We start from the raw sequence: 23,235 nt of genomic DNA on the forward strand, positions 1-23,235 counted from the left end.
ACAGATTATGGATGCCGTACTTTGTTCGGCCTTGCTGCTGATGGCAGCCGCGGCGGCAAATGCTGAGATGCTTTCTCGCGCATTTGCGTAAATGCCCAAACTCAACCAATCTGAAAAAGCGGCCCTGACCGATTTCTGCCGGGGCCGCTTTTATTTTGTTGGTGGGAAACGCTCCGACGAGTCCAGAAAATTCAGCACATCTTGGAACATTCAGGCATTCTTTAGAATGCCATCCATCCACCGTCCACCAACAGATTGTGCCCGGTGATATAACTCGCTTCCGCACTGGCCAGGTAAACCGCCGCGCTGGCGACGTCGTCGGGTCGGCCTAATCGGCTCATTGGTGTGCGCGATTGCGAATAGTCCAGACCAACCATCCCGTCCGGTCGCCCCGTCAGAATTTTACCGGGTGCAACGGCATTACAGATGATCCCATCTTTTGCATAGTCAACGGCGATCTGGCGAGTCATGTAGACAACACCAGCCTTAGAGACGCCATAGCTGAAATCGGACGGGGCACAGACCATTCCATGTTGGGAACTGATATTCACAATCCGCCCCCGCGCCTCATCATCTTGCAAGGGGGCCTGTTCCATCATCTGCTGTATCGCGCGCTTGCAACCGAAATAGACGCCTTTCAGGTTGACGGACATAACACGATCCCAGCTCTCTTCTGTCGTGTCTAATAATCGGCATCCATCGCTGATCGCCGCATTGTTTACCATCACGTCCAACCGTCCAAAGGCTGCAATCGTTTGATTGATTGCCGCATCAATCGCCGACCAGGATGAAACATCTGTCGGGATGGAAAGACATGTCCCACCGGATTCACCAATCAGGGATTGTGTGGTTATGCCCCCCTCCAGCGGATCAGATACTGTGTCCGCCAGGACAACGCGCGCGCCTTCTGATGCAAACCGTCGGGCAATGGCGCGACCGATCCCCGATGACGCCCCCGTCACGAAGCAAACGCGGCCGGACAATCGACCTGTCATGGACTGTTTCCCGTCACAGTTGAAGGGTCCGTGTTTCCGCCACACAACAAAACACCGACCGTTTCTCCGTCTGCCGGTTCGTACACGCCAGACGTCAATGCGGCAATGGCTGTCGCACCGCCGGGCTCCAGGACCAGACGGAATTGTTCCCACATCTGTTGCTGCGCAGCACCAATTTGTTCGTCAGACACCAGGAGACAGTGATCGACATAGGCCTGTGCAGCGGCAAACCCCAAATCACCAACACGCCGCGCGCCCAGGGCATCGGCGGCCAGCCCAGACACCTGTACTTCTGCCGGTTCGCCTTTTTCCCAGGCGGTATACAGGGTTGGCGTGCCTGTACTTTCCACTGCGATCACCCGTGTGCGCCCCTGATACCAACTGGCAATTCCCCCAATCAATCCACCGCCACCCACGGCGACCAGAACCGTGTCCAGGTTTGGTGCCTGATCTTCAAATTCTACTGCCACTGTCCCCTGACCCGCCAGAATCTCGACCTGATCGTAGGCGTGCAGCAGTAAGGCCCCGGTTTCTTGCTGGCGTGATTGACAAGCCGCCAGGGCATCCGCGAATTCACGTCCACCAACATGCACTGCTGCACCATACGATTCTAACCGTGCCAATTTAGCCGGCGCGATTATCTCCGGTACAAAAATTTCAGCTCTATGTCCTAATTGTCTGGCCACATAGGCAACGGCAGCCCCATGATTACCGCCAGAGGCTGCAATAACGCCGCTTTTGGGGACATCCATGGAAAGCATGGCATTGAACGCGCCGCGCGCCTTAAAGGAGGCAGTATGCTGAAGCTGCTCCAGTTTAAGAACAACAGGTGTATTTGGCAGCAAATCCCCTTCAGGAAGCGCTATAGTTGGTGTTCTTCGGACGTATTGTTGAATCCTGGAATGCGCGGATAAGATGTATTTTTGCGTTAGCATAAAATCTATATCTCGAAACGTGGAATAAACAGCTACGCCTTGATATACGTGGAGGAACAGACAATGCAAGGATGAGTTTAAATTCTATACTTTTGTATTTCTGTTCTAGATAAGTTACCTGAGTGTGATATTCTACAATCTACTGGGGTATCGGGGTGAGGGTATTGTCTATGTCGCTCGACTTTGAAGAGCCATATTTTGAGTTTCTGACTGCGCCTGTTTGTAATGAGGCCCGGGCATTGCACGCCTATTGGCTACAGCATCAATCATCAGATGACCGGAACGGCATAATTTTACCCAAACGGGATGATATCGCATTGCCGGATCTTGTGGCGCTGGGATGCGCTGATCGGGCCTTTATCATGGAACCGATAGAAAACGACGATTGGCAGTATCGATTACTGGGCAGCGAGATTGTCCGCTATTTCGGACGGGATGTCACAGGCGTCCCCTTCCGTCAGCATATGCTGGAATGCGAGGCCGACACCGCGATCAGGATATCAAACGAAGCCGCACGCACCCGAAAGCCGGTTTTTCTGAAAATGCGATTTGTCAGTGGGGAGCATTCGGGAATGATCGAAACCATGTCACTGCCGATTTTGGCCCGTGATGAGACAACCATCTGGCTGTTTGGCGCGACATTCTTTCCTGAATCCAATTAACATCCTTTACGCATCATCATTCCCAACACAGGCGATGATATCGTCCAAAAATCCGTGATCAAACAAGTCCGTGTGCCGTGCAGACGGCTTATGAGCAAATGACTTGGGCATGTTGGCGGCGTCATACAGGCGTCGACCATGGGCAATGGGTATCACCCGATCCAGATCACCATGTCCGATAAGGACCGGAATCTGCACTGCGGAAATTCGATCAACAGAGTTAAATCGATCCTTTAACAGCAGGCCAACCGGCACGAACCAGTAATGCCGGGCCGCCACAGCCGCAATGCTGTCATAGGGGGCATCCAGAATTAAGCACCGCGCGGCATCCGGCTGCATCGCCAAAGTGACGGCAATACCCGTCCCCAGAGACTCCCCATACAGCACCGTCCTTGCCGACCCGATGCCCTGTTGGCGCAACCAGGTCATGACAGCCTGAGCATCGGCCAACAGGGCGGTTTCCGATGGCGTCCCCCCTGCCCCGGAATTGTAACGATATCCTGGCATCAGAACGCCCCATCCCATGGCATTGAATGCAGCCACACGTTCTTCCCGATCCGCCTGGGTTCCGGCATTGCCATGAAAATAGACGACCACCGGCTGGCTAGTGTCGGATGGGGGCGCCCACCAGGAAAACAATCCCAAACCATCATGCGATGGAATTTCCTGGATCGTCACCTTTCCGTTCAGGTCTGGGCCGGGTCTGGGGCGCGAAGGATCAGGATGATACATTAAGGAACGCTGCGCCACATAAAGGCCCGCAACCAACAGGGCATATCCGATCACAATCGCCACGGCGATGTTTGCGATTACCCCCATACCCATTCTCGCCTCACCGTATTTTACCCACACGTCAAAGCGAAACCATATCCCGACCGATGATTGTTTGCATCCCATTAGCGAAGCGATCGTGCAGATAGCCATCGAGCCCTATGAGCAATCGATATCATAACAGGCCTCTTTCGTCATGCCCTCGCAGGGGCCACAGCCCCCCGATCTGCCTCTTTTATTGGGACTTTCAGGCTCTCAATCGTGCAAAAAAAGATCAACAACTCCGCCTTACGATAATACCGCGCATGTCCGATGAAAGCATATTTTCTGATTTTGATTATATCTTTAGCGCAATCTATTGAGACTTTACCTTGCCGAACCCTGGCAAATCTTGGTATGGACGCCACAGCAGGAATCGTTCTTAATATGCTGTGCATACTCCGGTATTGCTTTCAGGTTTTGATTCTGGATCGTGCTGAGACTTGGAATTGAGTGAAACACGGCAGGCAACGCAGAGGCGCAAATAAATGACGGATTTGTCCCGCGAGGAACTCCGGGCACACCTGTCTGCGGTAGAGGCGCAGGTTAGAGCCGCCTTGCGCATTGTTGCGGCCGAATCGAAATCGGTTCAGCAGGCGCACAGCGCCCTGCGCGCGGACTTGTCCGCCGCCCTTATCCGGCTGCAATCAGAAATGAATGACGGCAACAAGCGCGTCGACGGTAAATTGGAACGGGCAATCACCGAAATCAATGGCCTGTCCCGGCAGCGCCGCATGACAGCCGCGATCCTGACGACGTTGGTTTTACTTTTTGGCATTACCCTGGGTCTTTTTGCGGGCGGCGGGTGGTATCTGTTCAGTCGCGGCGGTCAATATGAAAGCAGCTTCATGCCCAGCAGCGGCCAGCAAACAACATCGCAGCAATCCAGCAGCAATGCAGCCCCCACCTCTTCGACACAGCAAAATTCAACGTCTTCCGCTACAGGGTCATCGACCAGCATCGCGATTCCTTCCAATGGATCACCGGCTGCGACCCAGCCCGTCGAAGAACCCCGTCGCGTCCTGTCTGCACAATAAAGAACACAAATTCAGTCCCAAAATTGCCCCGCTCACGAGATGACCGGGTAATACTGGTCTGTTTAATGGATCGCACACCCACCCCATAAAGATTGTATTAAAATTTCCCTTGCTCCATTTGCGCGACTCGAAACACCTTTTGAGTGTACAATTGGGCAAAACAGATGATTCTTCGCTTTGAGACAGTCTCCTCAGCCCTATGGCTGGTTACGAGTCGGCGCGATATCGCATCGGTCGAACCCGATGGAGATGGCTGGACCGAACGTTGGACGCGGCTGAACCGTAATCGTGCCCTGGCTTTTCTGGAAGGGCTGCACAATCGACGAGAAACCATCCGAATTTTGCGCGAGGCCCTGTCTCGTAACGGGGATATGCGTCTGGGATCACAGGAAGACGATGCGATACTAAGGGCTGCCGCAGATCAAATGGCCTTTGGCTGGGCTGTGGAGATCGACCGTGTCCCCCCTTATGGTGGATGGCAGGATCCGGACCCTGCCCCGACGCCGGTCGCTTTAGAATCAATCCCACCACAGGAAAATCCAACCGGACTGCCTGACAGGAAAGAAAAAGACCATTTCATCATTGTCGAGTTGGTCGGCGAGACGGGCGATCCTATTCCCAATGAGCTGTGCCGCCTGACCCTGCCCGATGGGTCCATCGTAGAGCGCGAAACCAACAGCCAGGGCAGACTGGAAGAATATGGCATTCTGGAGGGAGACTGCATGATCGAGTTTCCGAACCTGGATCAGGATGCCTGGGCCCCCTATAGCGGGACGATACAATGAGCGACGCGACCCCTGACATCCAATTCCAAGCCCCGCTGGGCACGGGTCAGCACGCAGTCCAGCCGGGGGAAACGACGGATTCTCTGGCGGAAACATATGGCCATTTCTGGAAAACTATTTGGACCCACCCCGACAATGCTGTGCTGGTTTCTGCCCGGAATGATCGCAATGTCCTGTTGCAGGGGGACCAGGTCTTCATTCCAGACAAGCGACCAAAATCCGAATCCCGCCCGACGGATCTTATTCACCGCTTTGTGCGCAAGGGCGTTCCCGCACGGATAAAGCTTCGGGCGTTGGCGCCCGATGGCACACCGCTCACCAATTGTGATTACATCCTGCGGGTCGGCACCCGCCGTTATGAGGGGAAAAGCGATGCAGATGGTATCATTGATCAATCCGTCGCCCCATCAGCACAAACCGGACAGTTCACCGTTTATCCCGCACAGGAGGATATGCCGAAAGAGCTGCACTGGAGCCTGACAATCGGCAGTCTGCAACCGGTGGACACAGTATTGGGCATCCAGGCCCGACTGCAAAATCTTGGGTATGACCCCGGTGCGTTGGATGGCCAGTTGGGCCCTGCGACACGCAAAGCAATTGGGTATTTCAGACTGCGCAACAATCTGCCGGATGGCACCGCCGCAGATCAACAATTTGTTGATGCGCTGGAAAAACAACACGGGAGTTGAGCCATGTCGATGCAGGATGACGACGGCGTCCCGCAAAAGGCCTTTGTGACCTTATCAGATGGCGACGGCATGGGCTCTGTATCGGTATTACCCTCCTGGCTGGTCTATGCCTTTGTCGAAACCGTTGAGGAGATGGTGGACGCTGACCAAGAGCCGGCTCCCCTGGCAGAAACGACCGTCTGGATCGAGCTGGATGTCATCGATGCCCAATTGGTCCAGCACTATGCATATGAGGCGGAATGGGACCCCATCGATCCAGATACCGCGACCCGCGAGCAGATTGCGGATCGGAAAGCTCTTCTGGGGTCATTTTTGGACCATACCGACGAGAATAAAACCGTGTATATAAATTATCACAGTTATCTGGAAGCAACCGCCGAAGAACGACAAGTATTTCTGGGGGGTGATTGGCATCTGATCACCTTGAAAAATATCTTGTCATCAGAGGCTGACCTGGGACAGGGAAGCGATGAATTTGCATATGACCCTGTTGGGCGAAATATTTTCCTGGCACGTGATGCGTATACGGATCAAGCGGTCGAAGTCATTGATTTCGGATTTCATGCGCCAGATCCCAGATGCCTCGCCTTTTTGCGCGAAGTCATCAGTCTGAATCATATTGCCGACGATATTGACCCGGGCGACGGCGATGGCGGCGCGGTTCCCCCCATACCTGTACCGTCTGGCCCCCCTCCTATCGTTACCTTCCCCAGCAAGAATTTATTTGTGATGGCATACGACTTCAGCGCCGCCCCTGCCTATGATTCCGACGGGGAAAACGCTGGCATGTGGGACGGACAAATCTATAATTCTGCAGATGCGCCAATCTGGGTTATAGACGTCGGGGATCAAAGACTGACAACCGCCCCAGAAGACAATCATGCCAATTGGAGAACGCCAGACGGCCAAGCCTATACCCTGTTTGTGTTTGAAGATCAGTGTGTGATTTTTGCAAATAGCGCCTTCACCATGGCGTCCCCCCCTTCTCCCTATAAAGCCAGCCCTGAACTTTCCATGCCCGCCCCTATCGGCATTTTGGCGTATTAGGCATGGCGGTCTGGGTCGATACGGTTGGCACGGTCACGGTTCTGCTGAATACGGGGGGATGGCACCCGTTAAGCATTGCCGGACAAGCCTATATGCATACAGCCAATACCAGTTTGCACAGTGTAAGAGCGGTCGATGTGGGACAAGGGGACTGTAACGCCATCATCGGCGCGCGCCGGGATGGGGGCGGCGCTGTCACAGGAACCCGCATCATCACCTATTTTGATATGGGGGGTGGTTGTGGTCGCTGTGCCAGAACCAATCCGGACTATGGAAATGTCGCTAACATGGCGGCGCGGTTTGATTTTGCCGTCAATCCCTCGATCATCCTGTCCCATTGGGACAAGGATCATTATTACGGGGCGGTCAACGCGCCCACTTCTCACGGGATGAACTGGCTGGCCCCCCGTCAGCGGATTGGCGTCCAATGTGCCCGCTTCGTCAATAGATTAACCAATATCCAATGCTATCCAGCGGCTGGAAACGCACATCGGTATCAGATCGCTAATCAGGGTGGCACTGCCCATGGTGGCAATGGACATATCTATGTCGAGCAAGCGACCGGGAATGCCAATGACAGGAACCTGAATGGTCTTTGTGTGACCGCCATTACACTCGATGCCGTGAATACTGCAGATGTCGGTAAAATCGTTATGCCGGGCGATGCCCCCTACCAGGATATTCCATCCCTGGCCGCACCACCAGGTGGTGCACCGGGGGGAGCTCTTGCCGCCCTGTTTGCGTATCACCACGGATCGCGCACCCATTTTACGCTGGCAACCCGGGCCGCGATCCCCGCAGCCCCAACGGTCAATACGCCACTGGCCTTCAGCTATGGTCTGACGGCTGGCAATGCAAATGGGTTCGGGCATCCCCATGCCACAGCAGTCGCGCATTATCGCACAGGCAACGGCGTTGGCGCAGGGTGGAATGCGCGCAGCAATACGGCCAGTGTGCAGCCAAACACGACGGCAAATGCGACGCTGGGCCACAACGCGGCAACCCGCGGCAGCCGGGACTTTGATTTCTGATATCCGCTAATGGATTACGGTCAGGTCAGCGGTGCCCGCGCCAGATTAAAACCAATCTGCATCAGATTTCGGTCTGCATCCGGCGTATTCCAAGCGGCATGCGCCGTCAGGGTAACGTTTTCCAATGCCGTCAAAGGATCATCAGCTGGCAATGGCTCCGTGCAGAAAACATCCAATGCCGCATGACCCAACGGGCCATTCTTCAAGGCGTTCATCAAAGCATCGGTGTCGATGATTTCACCCCGTGCCACATTAACCAGAACTGCACCCTGTTTCATGCAGGCAAACAGATCCGCATTGATCATTCCAGCCGTTTCCGACGTCGACGCGACATGCAAGGAAACAACATCCGATTGGCGAAAGACGTCTTCCAGCGAGACCTGCTGACACGGCAGGTCACCTGTCATCGGGCTGCGATTCCAGGCCACGACCTGCATGCCGAAGGCTGCCGATATTCGCACCATTTCCTTGCCGATCCCGCCCAGGCCAACAACCCCCATTGTCTTGCCGCGAAGCTCAGGCCCGCCCAGCACGGACCATTGCCCTTGGCGAATACCGCGATCCATGACCGAAATCTGACGACACGCATCCAACGCCAGGCCGAAGGCAAATTCAGCAATGCTGCGGCTGCCATAATCCCGAACAACCTCAACCGTAATACCCAGGCTGTTTGCATGTTGGATATCGATATAAGTCGCCGCCCCGGTGCCCAGGAAGACAATGCGTTTCAGGGTTGGGGCCAATGCGTTCAGTGCTGCATTCGACATTGGGCTGTGACCGTTGACCGCAACCTGTGCCCCGTCCAGCCGCGCGATCAGGTCATCATCCCCAAAGACCTTACCCCCCTGATAGACATCCACCCCCTCCATCAAACCTGGAAAGGCTTGGTTCAGAGAGTCAAAATCACGGGTGCTGTCGAAATAGACGATCTTCATGGCCTTAACTGTCAAAGCCGTCTGGCAGGTCCAGGCCGATATGAACATCCTTCAACTGACGATCCGACACACTGGCCGGGGCGCCCATCATCAGGTCCTGTGCCATCTGGTTCATCGGGAAGGCAATCACTTCACGAATATTCGTGGTGCCAGCCAACAGCATGACAATGCGGTCGATCCCAGGCGCAGAGCCCCCGTGCGGCGGTGCGCCCAGCTTCAACGCGCTGATCATGCCACCGAAGCGATCATCGACCACTTCCGGCCCATAGCCTGCAATTTCAAACGCCTTATACATAACATCGGGCAGATGATTCCGGATCGCGCCAGAGCTCAACTCTACCCCATTGCACACGATATCGTATTGGAATGCCTTGATCGACAGCGGATCCTGGTTCTGCAGCGCGCCCATCCCGCCTTGCGGCATTGAGAAGGGATTGTGGGAGAAGTCGATCTTCTTCAAGTCTTCGTTGTATTCGAACATCGGGAAGTCGACGATCCAGCAGAATTCAAACCGGTTCTGATCAATCAGCCCCAGTTCTTCACCGATCTTCGTGCGGGCGGCGCCGGCGAATTTAGACGCATCATCAGCCTTGCCCGCGACAAAGAATATCGCATCGCCGGCCGACAGGCCTGCAATGTCTGCAATCTGGGCAATGCGACCCTCATCCAGGTTCTTGGCAATTGGGCCAGCGGCCCCATCCTCACGCCAGACGATGTAACCCAATCCGGGCTGCCCCTGCCCCTGTGCCCAGCTGTTCAGTTTATCAAAGAAACTGCGCGGCTGTCCGCCGACATTCTTTGCCGGAATGCCCCGCACGACAGCACCGCCTTCAACCAGCTTAGCGAAAATCTTGAAATCGGACCCCCGGAAGGCTTCGGACACATCGACAATTTCAATCGGGTTGCGCAGGTCAGGCTTGTCTGATCCATATTTCAGCATCGATTCCGCATAGGGAATGCGCGGGAATGGCAGGGCAGAGACACTGCGGCCATCGGCAAATTCTTCAAACACGCCATGCAGCACGGGCTCGATAGCGGCAAAGACATCGTCTTGCGTCACGAAGGCCATTTCAAAATCAAGCTGATAGAATTCCCCCGGCGAGCGATCCGCCCGGGCATCTTCATCCCGGAAGCAGGGAGCGATCTGGAAATAACGATCAAAGCCGGAGATCATCAGCAACTGTTTGAACTGCTGAGGTGCCTGTGGCAACGCATAGAACTTGCCCGGATGCAGCCGTGACGGCACCAGGAAGTCCCGCGCGCCTTCCGGCGAACTGGCCGTCAGGATGGGCGTCTGGAACTCAGAAAATCCCTGATCCACCATGCGACGGCGGATCGACCCGATGATCGCGTTGCGCAGCAGGATGTTGCGGTGCATTTCTTCACGGCGCAAATCCAGGAAACGATTCTTCAAGCGAATTTCTTCTGGATAACCCGCATCCTGATTAACCGGCATCGGCAGGGCCGCAGCAGCCGACTGAACGGTACAGTCTGCAATGCTGACTTCAACAGCACCTGTTGGCAGATTGGCATTGATGGTTTCTTCGGTGCGCTTCAGCACCTTGCCGGTCACGGTGATCACCGATTCCGCGCTCAACCCCTCGATCTGCTTCAACAGGGGCGAGGACACATCCACCACGCATTGGGTCAGGCCGTAATTGTCCCGCAGATCAACAAACAGCAGATTGCCATGGTCGCGCTTGCGATGAACCCAGCCGGAAAGACGAACCTCTGCACCGGCATGGTCCGCGCGAAGTTCCCCACAAGTATGCGTGCGATAGGCGTGCATCAGGCATTACTCCAAAATTATATGAATTCAGACCGAAACGGCCCACAAGTTTCCGGCGCGAAAGGGCCCGTTTCCGCCCGAATTGTCAAGGCCGCAGGAAGGGGATGGGTGGGATTGAGATATCAAAGTCCAGCCCATTCCATCATTCAATGTAACGGGAAGAACACGCAGAGCGAAATCAATGGGCGGCGCTAAGGAGATCTGCAGCATGTCCGTCCCTTAATCACCCGGGGGTCTGATTTTATCGGTTACATCCAACGGCCCGTGCCCAGAGGTCAGAACACCGCGCAGAACGGCCTGAATGACCGCCAATACATCTGCTTCGTTCGCCCCTGCGGCGACATCCATAGCGGCCCGTTCAAACATCGCGGAGAGTAAGGACGTCAGTGGTAAGATCGGAAGCTTGATTGTTACGCTTTCCGCAATTGCTTCTTCTAGTCCAATGCGCAGGGTCTCATCACCATGTCGGGCCTCGATCTCTCGCATTTCTGCCAAGCCTAGAACCGCCGGGCCTTCAATTAAAAGAAGTCGAACACGCCCGGCCACCTGCATGGCCCGCATATAGGCCGATGCGCCGGAAAAAAGGCGTTCCCGTGCAGACAGGCTGGGGTCATCTTCGGTTTCAATTGCCAAGGCGACGGCGGCCGCCTCTGCATCCACCACGGCGCGAAAAATCGCCTGCTTGTCTGGAAAATGATGATACAGCGCGCCCCGCGTTACCCCTGCTGTTGATACAAGCAAAGGCGTGCTGGTCTCCGCATATCCATTTTTGACAAACAGATCACGCGCGGAGGCAACCAACCTTGCGCGCATTTGCGCGCTGCGATCAGAGTTGGATTTGCGTTGCTTTTTAATTTGCATACAGTCTGCCTGTTTGTTTATAGTGATTTCAGCACAATAATCACGTTCTCATAAAAAGGAAACGAAGAATGAAGATCACCAGCTTTTATCCGGTTCTGATGGTACAGGACGTATCGAAGACTGCAGCATTCTATATCCGTCATTTCGACTTCCGATCCGTGTTTGAAGCAGATTGGTACGTCCATTTGCAATCCATCCACGACACGACGGTCAACCTCGCCATCCTGAAAGGCGACCATTCCACGATACCTGTTACCAAACAGGCCCAAGCTGCCGGAATACTACTAAACTTTGAGGTAGAGGATGCGGATCAAGCATTCGAACGCGCCCTGAAGGAAAATCTTCCGATCCTCCTTTCCCTGCGAAACGAAGAATTCGGGCAACGTCACTTTATTACACAAGACCCGGAAGGCGTTCTGATTGATGTTATCACCCCAATCCCCCCCACCGACGCCTATGCCAGCCAATATTCCCAAGATGAGGTTCCACAATAACTTTATTTCTGCAAAAGACCAAACACCCTAAACTCTAAAAGGTCCGCAAAACCAAACAATCCGAAGGCAACCGACGTTCAAACCAGCACGCAACCGCTGCTATTCGTAAAACAATTTTTCCTGTTCTTCCAACGTAGCGGGATCATAGCTGTAGACCTCAAAGCGTTGGACTGCATTTTGAAATCGGTCCAAGTCAGTATAGTATGTCTGGTTATAATTGGATATGCCAAAGACATAGATCACTTCGCCATCTGCATTGGTCAGGGGCGCATAAAGGCGCTCTGCAAAGGAATGATCCTTTGTTTCCGTAACATTAAAGCCGTGAATAATGCACTGTTTCTCTAAAAGATAATTAAACCGCTTTTCGACATGTTTATGGCCGCCCAGGGGGATGATTTCGGAAAGGGGCTTGCCCTTCATCCTGACGCCCCAATTGGTTCTGATATGGTCGCCGGAAATGGCACTGACATAGCTGCCATCTGGCAGCTTTTCATACAGCCACACTTTTGCCAGAGCGCGACCAAGGTCCAGCGGATCAATAGCTGTGCGCGGTGGGATACCGTCAAATTTCTTGTACAGGGTATGCCATACCTGAACGAATACGCGTATATCTGGATCCAGAATTCTTTCTAGAATAATCACCCCATCAAACCTTTAAGCCAAGAGTTTCTTAATTAAACCTGTGAACCTCCTTTAGACGTGATACCAAGGGCACAGTGAATTCTACTAAAATGAAATATTGGTAGGGTTGTGCAAGAATATAAATCAAATTTTACAGCATGGCCCGACAAATGCGAATTTCTTCCAAGCAGGCACAAACCATGCGGCTGTCAGATGCCAATTCGATAAGGCCGCGGTCCCTTATATGCTTTATTCCCCTCAAGCTTGGACAGGATTAATCCTTAAACAACGAGTCACTCGTCCGCTGCAGGCTTGTTCGCATGGGCGTTCAGGAAAGCTTCCAGGTCCTTTTGCGACACCCGCCATTCGCGGCCAAATTTAATGGCGCGCAGATCAGCATCATGGATCCATGCCCGCACTGTCGCTTCCTTGACCTTCAACAGATCAGCAACTTCATGCAGGGTTAAAAGCGGCTGGCTCAGCATTTCAGTATCTTTTCACCGGAAAATGTTCGAAAAGTTTAACGCTGTATCTTGATGTTTTCAAGGTTATATCGTATTTAAAGCATGTTTGTTAGTGTTTATCACTCATTGGGGGGCAGGATGCCAGTCAAAAAGATCTATAAATCCGTCGCGGAAGCCTTTGGTCATGACACCGCCCCCGGCCTGACCCTGATTGCCGCCGCCGTTCTGGCGATGGTGGTCATGAATTCAGGCCTGGCTGGCACCTATACAGAGGCACTGGCGACGAAGTTCACCATTTCCTACGGTGATATCGGCCTGTCCAAGGCCCTGATCCTTTGGATCAATGATTTCCTGATGGCGATTTTCTTTCTGCATGTCGGGCTGGAAATCAAACGCGAGATTGTTGAAGGTGAGCTGTCCAGCATTCGATCTGCTTCGCTTCCCGCCCTGGCCGCTATTGGCGGGATGATCGCCCCTGCCCTGATTTATGTCGGCATCAATATGGGGGACCCCACCGCCCTTAAAGGTTGGGCTATTCCCGCAGCAACCGACATCGCGTTTGCATTGGGTATTCTGGCCTTGCTGGGTAAACGCGTACCGACCGCGCTGAAGGTATTTCTGCTGGCTGTCGCCATTATCGACGATCTGGGCGCGATTGTGATCATTGCTCTATTCTATACCGCCGATCTGTCTGGCCTTGCGCTTGCCATTGCGGCCCTGATGATTGCCGCCATGATGGTCTTGAACCGGTATGGCGTCCGGTCCATCACGCCTTACATGCTGTTGGGCCTTGTGCTGTGGGTTGCGGTTCTGAAATCAGGCGTCCATGCCACCCTGGCAGGGGTCGTGGTCGCCTTCTGTATTCCGATCACCGGCGCAACAAAGGATGAGGAAGGACCCCTTCATATCCTGGAACATGCCCTGACGCCCTGGGTCGCCTTTGGGATCATGCCCCTGTTTGCTTTTGCAAATGCAGGGGTGTCGCTTGCCGGAATGACCCCGGCTGCGTTGCTGGAACCCATTGCGTCTGGCATCGCGCTTGGTCTGTTGCTGGGTAAGCCAATCGGCATCATGGGGGCCTGTTTCCTGGCCGTGAAACTGGGGTTTGCAAGCCTGCCCACAGGCATCAAATGGCACCACATGCTGGGGGTTGCGCTGTTGGCGGGGATTGGGTTCACCATGAGCCTGTTCATCGGTAACCTGGCCTTCGACACGCCAGACCAGGCCGCATCGGTTCGGATCGGTGTGTTGTCAGGATCCATCATCGCCGCCCTTGCAGGATACACCTTGCTGCGTGCGACGAATAAAACATCGAACTGACGCGATAGATGGCAAGCCTTATTGGATAGGATACGGCGGTGGATTGGGCCCTTGCGATACAGAACCTGATTTCACCGCCTGTCCTGTTTTTTGCCCTTGGGTTGGTTGCGGCGTTAACCCGATCTGACCTTTCCATTCCAGAAGCCATTGCCAAGGCCCTGTCGCTGTATCTGATGCTGGCGATCGGGTTCAAGGGCGGGGTCGCCGCCAGTGAGAATGGTCTGACCGTGGACCTGCTGTTGGTGATCGGCGCGGCTGGCGTGCTGAGCGCCAGCATCCCCATACTGGCCTTCTGGCTGTTACGAGCAACCACGCAAGTATCACAGATCGATGCGGCAGCAATCGCGGCGCATTACGGGTCCATCTCCATTGTCACCTTCATTGCCGGAACAGCCGCCCTGGATGCGGCTGGCATTGCCTTTCCGGGCATCATGGTCGCCGCCGCCGCCACGATGGAAGCACCCGCCATCGCCATCGCGCTGTTTCTGGCCCATCGGGGACAGGCTGGTACCCCCCAGACGCCAAGAGCCCCCTGGCGGGAAGTGGCCCTGAATGGATCCATCGTCCTGCTGATAGGCGCGTTTGTTATCGGGATGGTCACCGGTCAGAAAGGGTATGGCGATATCGAACCGTTCATCGCCCATCCGTTCAAAGGGGTGTTGTGCCTTTTCCTGCTGGATATGGGACTGGTCGCCGGGCGGGAATTGCGACAGGTCCGCAAGACACTGACACCATCCTTGCTGGCTTTTGGGCTGTATATGCCGCCCATCGCAGGCATGATTGGTGGAGTCACTGGTGCATTGATCGGGTTGCCGGTTGGCGGCATTGCGCTGCTGGCGATCCTGGCTGGAAGCGCATCCTATATCGCGGTGCCAGCAGCCATGCGCCTGGCCCTGCCACAGGCAAAGCCCGCGCTGTATCTGACGCTTTCCCTGGCGATTACCTTCCCCTTTAATCTGACCATCGGCATCCCCTTCTATATTGCCCTGGCAGGATGGCTATCCTAGAAAAGGCATAACGATGACACAGACCTATCCAAAAAAGCGGCTGTCGATCATTATCGAAGCCCCTTTTCTGAACCGGCTTCTGGACCTTTTGGACGGGCTGGATGTGCCTGGCTATACGGCGCTGCCTGCCTTAGCTGGGCGCGGTAAAAGCCGATCCTGGCGTCGCGACGCGCTGTCTTCGGATGCGGGCCGCATGGTACAGGTGCTGATCGTTCTGGATCAGGGCAAGGTGCCCGCCGTTCTGCAGGAAATCCGGACAGTGCTGGACCAACAGATCGGGATTGTCACCCTGTCAGATGTTGAGGTTCTGAGACCGGAGCTTTTCTAGCGCCTGATCAATCGTCTGTTCAAACTCTGCCATCGAACCGCCGACACCATGGGCCTGTAGCATGGATCGTAAATTGTCACTGGCCCCGGTGATGAAAAACCGCACGCCGACCTGCTGTGCCTTTCGTGCCGTTCCTTCCAGAACATTGGCAGCGGTCGAATCCAGGAATGGCACCTGTGACAGGTCGATTATGACATGTTTGCGCCGTTCTGAAATGCGATCCAGAACGCGCCCGACAGTGCTGGCCGCCCCAAAGAAAAACGCCCCCGAAATGCGATAGACTTCCGCATCCAGCGCATTCCCCTGCCCGGCATCTATCAGGTCCTTATCTTCCGAAATACGATCTGATTGATCGCTGACCATCAGCGGCGTTTCGCTTTCAATCGCCAGGTTCTTACCCATGCGGTTGATAAACAACAGCGCGCCCAGTGCAACGCCAACGACAATCCCTTCTGTCAGGTCCCGCAGCACCACCAGAAGGAATGTCACCACCAATACCAGCAAATCCCCTTTAGAGGATTTTGCCACGGCCAGCATGGCGTGTTTCTCTACCATATTATAGGCGATCACCACCAGCACGCCCGCCAGACTGGCCAGCGGGATATAGGATGCCAAGGGTGCCGCCAACACCATGAACGCCAGAATGATCAAAGAATGCAGCATGCCGGCGACAGGCCCCCTGGCACCGGCACGAACATTGGTGGCGGTCCGGGCAATCGTGCCGGTCACACAAATTCCACCAAAAAAGGCAGATCCGATATTCGCAACGCCCTGGGCTACCAATTCACAATTGGACCTGTGACGCCGCCCCGTCATACCATCTGCGACAACAGCGGAAAGCAGCGATTCAATCGCGCCCAACAGGGCAAAAGCAATGGCATCGGGCAGCACCGCCAATGCTTTATTGAATGAAAAATCCGGCAATTCCGGCACGGGAAGACTGGATGGAATGCCGCCAAACCGCGTGCCAATCGTCTCCACCGGCAAGGCCAAAAATGTGGCGATCAGAGAACACAGAACAACGGCAATCAGAATTCCGGGCCAGGACGGCCGCCACCGACGCTGCGCCAGAATCACCAACACTGTTAACAAAGACAGCGCCACGGCCGCAGGTGTGATGGAGCCCGCAGACTCCGCCAGAACGGTCACTTTCGGAACAAAGGCTGATGGTTCTCTCGCTACAAGAGAAAGCCCAAAGAAGTCCTTGATCTGACTCGTGAAAATGATGACGCCAATTCCAGCAGTGAAACCGATTGTAACGGGATAGGGAATAAGCTTTATGAAGGTCCCGATCCGCGCATAGCCTATCGCCAACAGGAAGACGCCCGACATCATCGTCGCCAGGATCAGGCCATCAATCCCATGCCTTTCCGCTGTTGCGGCCACAAGGACGATAAACGCCCCGGCAGGCCCCCCGATCTGAAACCGGCTGCCCCCCAGCAGGGACACCAGAAAGCCCCCGACAATCGCCGTGAACAGGCCCCGTTCAGGGGATACGCCAGACGCAATTGCAATAGCCATGGACAACGGCATGGCGACAATCGCTACGGTTAATCCGGCCAGCGCATCGGACCGGAAATGCGACAGGCCGTAGCCTTCCCGAAACACTGTCAACAGTTTCGGGGTGAACAAATCCCGGAATCCAACCGTTTGGTCGGGGTCTGGTGGGCGTCCTGATGACATCAAATGATCAATCCAAAAAAGGCGAGAAGCCCTTACCCTAATCCCATTGATTGCAGACGGAAAGGGGTGACGCCGGTGGTGCGACATCAAATACAAATGATGCGCTTTACGCCTTCCCCTTGGGATAAGACTCACGTATAGCCATCAGGTCATGACCGATAAACTTATTACCACATCCGATGCCTTGGCAGCGCATTGCCGCACGCTCGCCGGTGCCCCCTGGGTCACCGTTGATACGGAATTTATGCGTGACAAGACCTATTGGCCCAAGCTGTGTTTGATCCAGATATCATCCCCAGACCCTGGCACAGAACGCGCGATCGATCCGCTTGCGCCAGACCTGGATATGACCCCGCTCTTCGACCTGATGCGTGACAAAAGGACGTTGAAAATCTTTCATGCGGCCCGTCAGGACCTTGAAATATTTTATAATTTGATGGGGGAGGTCCCTGCCCCTCTGTTTGACAGCCAGGTCGCAGCCATGGTGTGCGGCTATGGTGATCAGATCGGGTATGAGGCGTTGGTAAAGCAGATCTGTTCCGGCGAGTTGGACAAATCCTCCCGCTTCACTGATTGGGCGAACCGACCGCTAACGGATCGACAACTGACCTATGCCCTGACAGATGTCACACATCTGCGCGATATCTATCTCAGCCTGTCCAAGCGACTGAAAGAAACCAATCGTGAGCAATGGGTTGAAGAGGAAATGTCTATCCTGTCCAATCCTGATACCTATCGCAATGCGCCGGAAGATGCCTGGAAACGGGTCAAAGTGCGCGGTGGCAAGCCAAGATTTCTTCAGATCGTGCGGGAGGTTGCCGCCTGGCGGGAACGGGAAGCGCAAGAACGCGACCTGCCGCGCAATCGCATCATCAAGGATGATTCCTTATTGGATGTTGCGGGCAGCGCGCCAAAATCTCTGGATGACCTGTCCCGCATTCGGGGCCTCAACCGGGGTTTTGCCGAAGGTAAGCTGGGTAAGGGATTGCTGGATGCAGTGGCAGCCGCGCAAGCCATTCCAAAGGATCAACTACCGGTCCCAGAAAAGCAGGAACGTCTGCCACAGGGCTTGGGTCCTATGACAGATTTGCTTAAGGTATTGCTGAAACGCAACTGTGAAACCGCAGGTGTCGCGACCCGGCTGGTCGCAAATGGCGATGATCTGGAACAGATCGCGGCCTATGATAATGCGGATGTGCCCGCCCTGAAGGGGTGGCGCAAAGAATTATTCGGGAAGGACGCCCTGGCCTTGAAAAGTGGCGTCATTGCATTGACCGGCGGTAAAAATGGCATTGATGTCATTCGGAGGGAGCCATGATCAGGCGCATTCTGGGAGTAGTTTTCGTTGTTGCCATTCTGGTCGGGCTCGGGTTTGCCGCACGATTTCTCGATATTGGCGGCTCAGGCACGTCGATGGATATCACGGATATCTCAACCTCCACAGAAACCACGACGGATGGTGCAACACAGCAGACGGAACAATCGGCTACAGATCCCATACCCCCTCTACCCAGTGACGTAGCGGAATCTGTTCCCCCCCAACCTGCAACCGATTCCAATACAAACAGCACGGATGACACGTCATTACCGCCGCCCCTGCCGGATTTGCAGGCCACGCAAGAAGATGGTCCATTTCGGCTGAGCCTGCCCATCGACTGTGAAATTGGGCGGGATTGCTATATTTTAAGCTTCGTGAATGCTGGCTCTGTGACTGAGCCACGCGACTATACATGCGGCCCGATGACCTATGATGAACATCGTGGTACCGACTTTCGCCTGTACGATTACGTTCAGTTGGAAAGTGGCACTCAAGTGCTTGCCGCCGCCGCCGGAACGGTCACAAGAATTCGCGATGGTATGCCCGATGCGAATTTCAAACTGTTCGGCCGCGCCGCTGTCACCAAACGGGGTCGGGGCAATTTTGTCGCCATTGACCATGGCAATGGCTATGTAACCTCTTATGCCCATATGCAGCGCGGCTCTATCACAGTCGTACCAGGCGACGAGGTCGTGCGTGGGCAAGTTCTGGGTACGGTTGGCATGTCGGGACTGACTGAATTTCCCCATGTCCATTTTGAGGTTATGAAAGACGGCCTGTTTATCGATCCGTTCACAAGCGCCGCGCGTCATGAAGGATGCGGCATTAGTGGCACGTCATTGTGGCAGGACGACGTTGCATCCCTGCTGACCTATCCACGCACATTGGTAATGCGCACCGGCTTTGCCGATCAGATTCTGAACCGGGCTGCGGTCGACTATGCACTGTTCAATGCCGACCCCATCCCCACCACATCCACCGCCCTGGTATTCCATGTCTATCTTGCCGGAATTCAGCCCGGTGACGGGTTTGTTGCGGAAATCACCGATCCGGCGGGCAATCAATTTGTGCGATCCGGACGACGGTTTGAGGAATTCAGCATGTCCAAGCTGCTGGCGATTGGAAAGCAGGATCTGGCGGAGCCTCTGATGCCTGGAACCTATACCGGCACTTTCCGATATTTCCGTAAAGATGCCAGCGACACGGATTTGCAGATCATTTCACTGACAGATACTGTCGAGGTCCAGTAAGCCTTTATGTCAGGCTGGCTTTATGATTCTGCGCCAGCCCGACATAATGGGATTGCGTCCAGGTCATCATTTCCCGGTCTTTGTCGGTCAACGGGCGGGCGTATTTCGCAGGCCACCCCGTCCACAATTCCCCGGTTTTCACGCGCTTTCCAGGCGTGATCAGGGCACCCGCAGCAACCATGCCACCGGTTTCAACCACCGCGCCATCCATAATCACCGCCTTCATCCCAACGAAGGCGCGGTCTTCCAGCGTACAGGCATGCAACAGCGCCATATGACCAACGGCAATATCATCGCCGATATAGGTCCCCTGCCCCTTTGAAGACACATGGATCACGGTGCCGTCCTGAATATTCGTGCGGGCCCCGATGCGAATTTCGTTGACATCACCCCGCAGGATACAGCCATACCATATGCTGGACTGTGCCCCGATATGGACGTCCCCGATGACTTTGGCGCCGGGCGCAACAAAGACATTTTCTCCCAGTACTGGCATCACGCCGCCAAAGGGCAGGATATCATCGCTCATACCGTTTCGCTTTCATCTGTATTCGGGCCCTCCAATTTGGGCTCTTCTTGGTCGGTTGCAGACATCGGCTCATCTGCTGCAATGCCGCTGAGATGTTTAAACGGTGTCAGTGCACCATAGAACCGTTGGGCAATATCACGCACACGGGTCGGATCGCCGCTGGTCAGAAAATCCACCCCCGGCAATTCTGTGGGTGCACGTCGGTATTCGGGATGCCTATCCAGATAGGATATCAGGCTGGCGGTGACAACGCTGGGCTGGTCCATAATTTTGACCTCCGCCGGCAAGGCCGCCCTGAAATCCTGTTCGATCAGCGGGAAATGCGTGCACCCCAATACGACCAGATCAAGCTTTGATCGCCCCGCTTTCGCCAAAAGCTGTTCGCAATAGCGGGCAACCCCGCGTGTGATCAGGTCGTCACTCAGCCCTTCCTCAATCGCCTCCACCAGCCGTGGACAGGCCTGTTGAATAACAGAAACGGAACGAAGCCTGCGTTTCACTTCCTCTGGATAGGCCTTGCTTTCCACCGTGCGCCGGGTCGCAAATATGCCGATGGTTTTTGCCTGTTGCTTGGGCGCATAAGGCGAAGGTCCCTGCACATACCAGCTCTGGTCCGTCAGTGCCTCCACCATTGGCACAAAGACCCCCAGGATCCGACATGTCGGCGCATAGCCCGGCAGCCATTCCTGCTGAAGCCTGCGCAATGCGATGGCTGAGGCCGTGTTGCAGGCAATGATGACCAACCCGCAGCCGCGATCGATCAGGTCCTTCACGCGCCGCCGCGTCAGTTGATAAATTTCCGTATCGGATCGCATGCCATAAGGCGCATAAGCATGATCGCCCAGATACACGAACCGTTCCTCTGGCAGCGATGCGGCCAATGCCCGCAACACGGTTAACCCACCATGACCAGAATCAAACACGCCAATCATTCATGCGGCTCCTCAGCCAAAACCCTGATGCCAGGCCACCTGCCTTGCCAGTGCTTTTGCTGAACCCGCTGCAAGAACCGGTCCACGCGATCCGGTGCCGTCGGGCGCAAGAAACCAGCAAACAGGTCCTGCAATCCATAGGCTGAGATAATCTCGATTCGATCCTGAACAGCATTCACTTTGTGCAATCGAACAGCAATTGCCGTCGCGGTTTCCAGCCAGAAAGATATCGCATCCTTAATATCACGATAAGGTCGGTCGCCATGTTTCAGATGCATGCGCGCCTGATTGCGCACTTGCCATAAGGCACCGGGCTCTTCTGTGTTTAATCGATTTTCAAAGGCTGCTTCGCTGTCTTGCGACAGGTCGGCGGGGTCGAAATACAGCACATCAATATCGTCCTGCAGGGGCACAACACCCCCATCGCCGAAGTCACGATCCCAGATCAGATTGCGCAGGAACCCCGCCCCGATCCAGGCATCCGCCCCCAGAACCGCGCGACAGATTTCCAGGCGCCGCATTCGGGTTTCATCGGCGTGCAATGCCGCGGTCAATTGGTCGGCCAAGGGGCCCTGTTCCAGCGGGGTCATTCAATCCGCGCGGTGCGGTCCAGGCCTTCACCCTCAGGCAGGCCCAGCATGATATTCAGATTCTGCACCGCCTGACCGGATGCACCCTTGCCCAGGTTATCCAACTGGCCGATGACGACGGCCTGCCCTTCCATTGCATTACCAACCACATGCAGGCGCAATTGATTGGTGCCGTTCAACGCTTCAGGGTCCAGCTTTGTTGCAGAAAGGCTGTCTGACAACGGCGCGACGGTCACATAGGTCTGGCCCGCATAATGGGTCTCCAGGGCGGCGTGGATTTCCTCAACACTGGGTTTATCAGGCAGCGCCCACAATTGCAGAGGTATCTGAACCAGCATTCCCTGCACGAAGCGACCAACGCTGGGAACGAAAAGCGGCCGATGCATCAGGCCGCCCCAGGTTTGAATTTCCGGTACATGTTTGTGGGCAAGCCCCAAGCCATAGACCCGAAAGGCTTCATCGGTATGGTCAGGCGATGCGGGATCCTCAAAGGCTGCAATCAATTGTTTACCACCGCCGCTATACCCTGACACCGCATTAATCGTGACAGGCCAATCGGCTGGCACCAGACCCGCCTGAACCAAAGGGTGCAGCATCGCGACAGAGGTGATGGCATAACAACCGGGATTGGTGACCCGCGTGCTGGACGCGATATCTGACCGGCTGTTGGCGGCATATTCTGGAAACCCATAGGCCCAGCCTGGCGCAACCCGATGCGCAGACGAGGCATCAATGACCCGTGTGTTTGGGTTATCGATCAGACGAACGGCTTCCTTTGCTGCATCATCTGGCAAGCACAGGATCACGATATCTGCGGCATTCAATGCCTCGCGACGGGCAGCGGGATCCTTACGACGGTCGCCTTCCAGCCGGATAAAATCCAAACCCTCGCGCCCTTCGATCCTGCTTTTAATTTGCAGACCGGTGGTTCCCGCTTCGCCATCAATGAAAATCGTCGCAGCCATTCCAAATGTCCTTCTGTCCCAACAAGGTGCCCTTGATACAGGGCTTTGCCACCTCTCGCAAATAAGGACTATTGCGCCAACTGCAATGCATTTCCTTTGGATCGACAGCTGACCTGCCGTCTTAAAATGATATATTTTTAGCACCCCCGATTTCTATT

General features: G+C 54.9%; 25 protein-coding genes. 12 read left to right on the forward strand and 13 right to left on the reverse strand.

The genetic code is table 11. The annotated features are described in order from the left end of the window. Positions 1-221: 221 nt before the first annotated feature. Both ACOSDR_RS15395 and ACOSDR_RS15400 read right to left on the reverse strand, forming a co-directional pair. Entirely contained in the window at positions 222-995 is a 774-nt protein-coding gene (locus ACOSDR_RS15395; protein ID WP_420723800.1) for an SDR family NAD(P)-dependent oxidoreductase, read from the reverse strand. After that, positions 992-1,930, reverse strand: a complete 939-nt coding sequence (locus ACOSDR_RS15400) for a threonine/serine dehydratase (protein WP_420723799.1) — start codon at positions 1,928-1,930, stop codon at positions 992-994. Before ACOSDR_RS15400 ends, ACOSDR_RS15395 begins: the two co-directional genes overlap by 4 nt. A gap of 170 nt (positions 1,931-2,100) precedes the next feature. On the opposite strand from ACOSDR_RS15400, the gene ACOSDR_RS15405 reads away from it, so the two are divergent. After that, the gene (locus tag ACOSDR_RS15405; protein WP_420723798.1) at positions 2,101-2,592 is read left to right on the forward strand and encodes a PAS domain-containing protein; all 492 of its coding nucleotides are present in this window, start codon (positions 2,101-2,103) and stop codon (positions 2,590-2,592) included. A 6-nt stretch (positions 2,593-2,598) separates the two neighbouring features. Here the strand turns inward: ACOSDR_RS15405 and ACOSDR_RS15410 are convergent, their stop codons facing one another. After that, the gene (locus ACOSDR_RS15410; protein WP_420723797.1) at positions 2,599-3,417 is read right to left on the reverse strand and encodes an alpha/beta hydrolase; all 819 of its coding nucleotides are present in this window, start codon (positions 3,415-3,417) and stop codon (positions 2,599-2,601) included. Positions 3,418-3,890: 473 nt separating this feature from the next. Here ACOSDR_RS15410 and ACOSDR_RS15415 point away from each other — a divergent pair, with 473 nt between their 5' ends. From ACOSDR_RS15415 to ACOSDR_RS15435, 5 genes are all read left to right on the forward strand, one after another. Next, positions 3,891-4,439: a hypothetical protein gene (locus ACOSDR_RS15415; protein ID WP_420731821.1), complete on the forward strand. Its 549-nt coding sequence runs from the start codon at positions 3,891-3,893 to the stop codon at positions 4,437-4,439. A 164-nt stretch (positions 4,440-4,603) separates the two neighbouring features. Then, the gene (locus ACOSDR_RS15420; protein ID WP_420723795.1) at positions 4,604-5,224 is read left to right on the forward strand and encodes a hypothetical protein; all 621 of its coding nucleotides are present in this window, start codon (positions 4,604-4,606) and stop codon (positions 5,222-5,224) included. Next, positions 5,221-5,913, forward strand: a complete 693-nt coding sequence (locus ACOSDR_RS15425; protein WP_420731822.1) for a peptidoglycan-binding domain-containing protein — start codon at positions 5,221-5,223, stop codon at positions 5,911-5,913. The genes ACOSDR_RS15420 and ACOSDR_RS15425 overlap by 4 nt, the downstream gene beginning before the upstream one ends. Before the next feature lie 3 nt (positions 5,914-5,916). Beyond that, positions 5,917-6,960, forward strand: coding sequence for a hypothetical protein (locus tag ACOSDR_RS15430; RefSeq protein WP_420731823.1), 1,044 nt, complete (start codon positions 5,917-5,919; stop codon positions 6,958-6,960). A gap of 2 nt (positions 6,961-6,962) precedes the next feature. Next, positions 6,963-7,991, forward strand: coding sequence for a hypothetical protein (locus tag ACOSDR_RS15435; RefSeq protein ID WP_420731824.1), 1,029 nt, complete (start codon positions 6,963-6,965; stop codon positions 7,989-7,991). A gap of 20 nt (positions 7,992-8,011) precedes the next feature. Here the strand turns inward: ACOSDR_RS15435 and ACOSDR_RS15440 are convergent, their stop codons facing one another. From ACOSDR_RS15440 to ACOSDR_RS15450, 3 genes are all read right to left on the reverse strand, one after another. Continuing rightward, entirely contained in the window at positions 8,012-8,926 is a 915-nt protein-coding gene (locus ACOSDR_RS15440) for a 2-hydroxyacid dehydrogenase (RefSeq protein WP_420731825.1), read from the reverse strand. A 4-nt stretch (positions 8,927-8,930) separates the two neighbouring features. Next, positions 8,931-10,715: an aspartate--tRNA ligase gene (gene aspS / locus ACOSDR_RS15445; RefSeq protein ID WP_420731826.1), complete on the reverse strand. Its 1,785-nt coding sequence runs from the start codon at positions 10,713-10,715 to the stop codon at positions 8,931-8,933. A 219-nt stretch (positions 10,716-10,934) separates the two neighbouring features. Continuing rightward, the gene (locus ACOSDR_RS15450) at positions 10,935-11,576 is read right to left on the reverse strand and encodes a TetR/AcrR family transcriptional regulator (RefSeq protein ID WP_420731827.1); all 642 of its coding nucleotides are present in this window, start codon (positions 11,574-11,576) and stop codon (positions 10,935-10,937) included. A 68-nt stretch (positions 11,577-11,644) separates the two neighbouring features. On the opposite strand from ACOSDR_RS15450, the gene ACOSDR_RS15455 reads away from it, so the two are divergent. Further along, positions 11,645-12,070, forward strand: coding sequence for a VOC family protein (locus ACOSDR_RS15455; protein WP_420731828.1), 426 nt, complete (start codon positions 11,645-11,647; stop codon positions 12,068-12,070). A gap of 99 nt (positions 12,071-12,169) precedes the next feature. Here ACOSDR_RS15455 and ACOSDR_RS15460 read toward each other — a convergent pair whose 3' ends face one another. Then, positions 12,170-12,712, reverse strand: a complete 543-nt coding sequence (locus ACOSDR_RS15460) for a PAS domain-containing protein (RefSeq protein ID WP_420731829.1) — start codon at positions 12,710-12,712, stop codon at positions 12,170-12,172. A gap of 272 nt (positions 12,713-12,984) precedes the next feature. Further along, entirely contained in the window at positions 12,985-13,176 is a 192-nt protein-coding gene (locus ACOSDR_RS15465; RefSeq protein WP_420723786.1) for a helix-turn-helix domain-containing protein, read from the reverse strand. A 117-nt stretch (positions 13,177-13,293) separates the two neighbouring features. Here ACOSDR_RS15465 and nhaA point away from each other — a divergent pair, with 117 nt between their 5' ends. Genes nhaA through ACOSDR_RS15480 form a run of 3 tightly spaced genes read left to right on the forward strand, consistent with a single transcriptional unit; the run spans position 13,294 to position 15,810 of the window. Next, positions 13,294-14,475 (forward strand): Na+/H+ antiporter NhaA, encoded by a 1,182-nt coding sequence (nhaA, locus tag ACOSDR_RS15470; RefSeq protein ID WP_420723785.1) that lies wholly within the window; start codon positions 13,294-13,296, stop codon positions 14,473-14,475. Between the two features lie 38 nt (positions 14,476-14,513). Beyond that, entirely contained in the window at positions 14,514-15,482 is a 969-nt protein-coding gene (locus ACOSDR_RS15475) for a sodium-dependent bicarbonate transport family permease (RefSeq protein WP_420731830.1), read from the forward strand. 13 nt (positions 15,483-15,495) lie between these two features. Next, positions 15,496-15,810 carry a DUF190 domain-containing protein gene (locus ACOSDR_RS15480; RefSeq protein ID WP_420723783.1) on the forward strand — a complete coding sequence of 105 codons (315 nt, stop codon included), beginning with the start codon at positions 15,496-15,498 and terminating at the stop codon, positions 15,808-15,810. Here ACOSDR_RS15480 and ACOSDR_RS15485 read toward each other — a convergent pair. Continuing rightward, on the reverse strand, positions 15,775-17,493 hold the full coding sequence (locus ACOSDR_RS15485) for a SulP family inorganic anion transporter (protein WP_420731831.1): 1,719 nt from the start codon (positions 17,491-17,493) through the stop codon (positions 15,775-15,777). The genes ACOSDR_RS15480 and ACOSDR_RS15485 overlap by 36 nt on opposite strands. 151 nt (positions 17,494-17,644) lie before the next feature. Here ACOSDR_RS15485 and rnd point away from each other — a divergent pair, with 151 nt between their 5' ends. Together rnd and ACOSDR_RS15495 are read left to right on the forward strand one after the other, a co-directional pair. Beyond that, positions 17,645-18,811: a ribonuclease D gene (gene rnd, locus ACOSDR_RS15490; RefSeq protein ID WP_420731832.1), complete on the forward strand. Its 1,167-nt coding sequence runs from the start codon at positions 17,645-17,647 to the stop codon at positions 18,809-18,811. Next, the gene (locus ACOSDR_RS15495; RefSeq protein ID WP_420731833.1) at positions 18,808-20,061 is read left to right on the forward strand and encodes a M23 family metallopeptidase; all 1,254 of its coding nucleotides are present in this window, start codon (positions 18,808-18,810) and stop codon (positions 20,059-20,061) included. Before rnd ends, ACOSDR_RS15495 begins: the two co-directional genes overlap by 4 nt. A gap of 4 nt (positions 20,062-20,065) precedes the next feature. On the opposite strand, the gene ACOSDR_RS15500 is transcribed toward ACOSDR_RS15495, so the two are convergent. From ACOSDR_RS15500 to argC, 4 genes are read right to left on the reverse strand one after another with little or no spacing between them, the layout of a single operon-like run. Then, on the reverse strand, positions 20,066-20,590 hold the full coding sequence (locus tag ACOSDR_RS15500; RefSeq protein ID WP_420731834.1) for a gamma carbonic anhydrase family protein: 525 nt from the start codon (positions 20,588-20,590) through the stop codon (positions 20,066-20,068). Next, on the reverse strand, positions 20,587-21,522 hold the full coding sequence (gene murI, locus ACOSDR_RS15505) for a glutamate racemase (RefSeq protein WP_420731835.1): 936 nt from the start codon (positions 21,520-21,522) through the stop codon (positions 20,587-20,589). The genes ACOSDR_RS15500 and murI overlap by 4 nt, the downstream gene beginning before the upstream one ends. Then, on the reverse strand, positions 21,519-22,112 hold the full coding sequence (locus ACOSDR_RS15510; RefSeq protein WP_420723777.1) for a nucleotidyltransferase family protein: 594 nt from the start codon (positions 22,110-22,112) through the stop codon (positions 21,519-21,521). The genes murI and ACOSDR_RS15510 overlap by 4 nt, the downstream gene beginning before the upstream one ends. After that, the gene (gene argC / locus ACOSDR_RS15515; protein ID WP_420723776.1) at positions 22,109-23,077 is read right to left on the reverse strand and encodes an N-acetyl-gamma-glutamyl-phosphate reductase; all 969 of its coding nucleotides are present in this window, start codon (positions 23,075-23,077) and stop codon (positions 22,109-22,111) included. The genes ACOSDR_RS15510 and argC overlap by 4 nt, the downstream gene beginning before the upstream one ends. Positions 23,078-23,235 lie beyond the last annotated feature (158 nt).

It is taken from the genome of Hwanghaeella sp. 1Z406, from assembly GCF_048892425.1.
Classification (GTDB): Bacteria; Pseudomonadota; Alphaproteobacteria; order UBA8366; family Aestuariispiraceae; genus Pacificispira.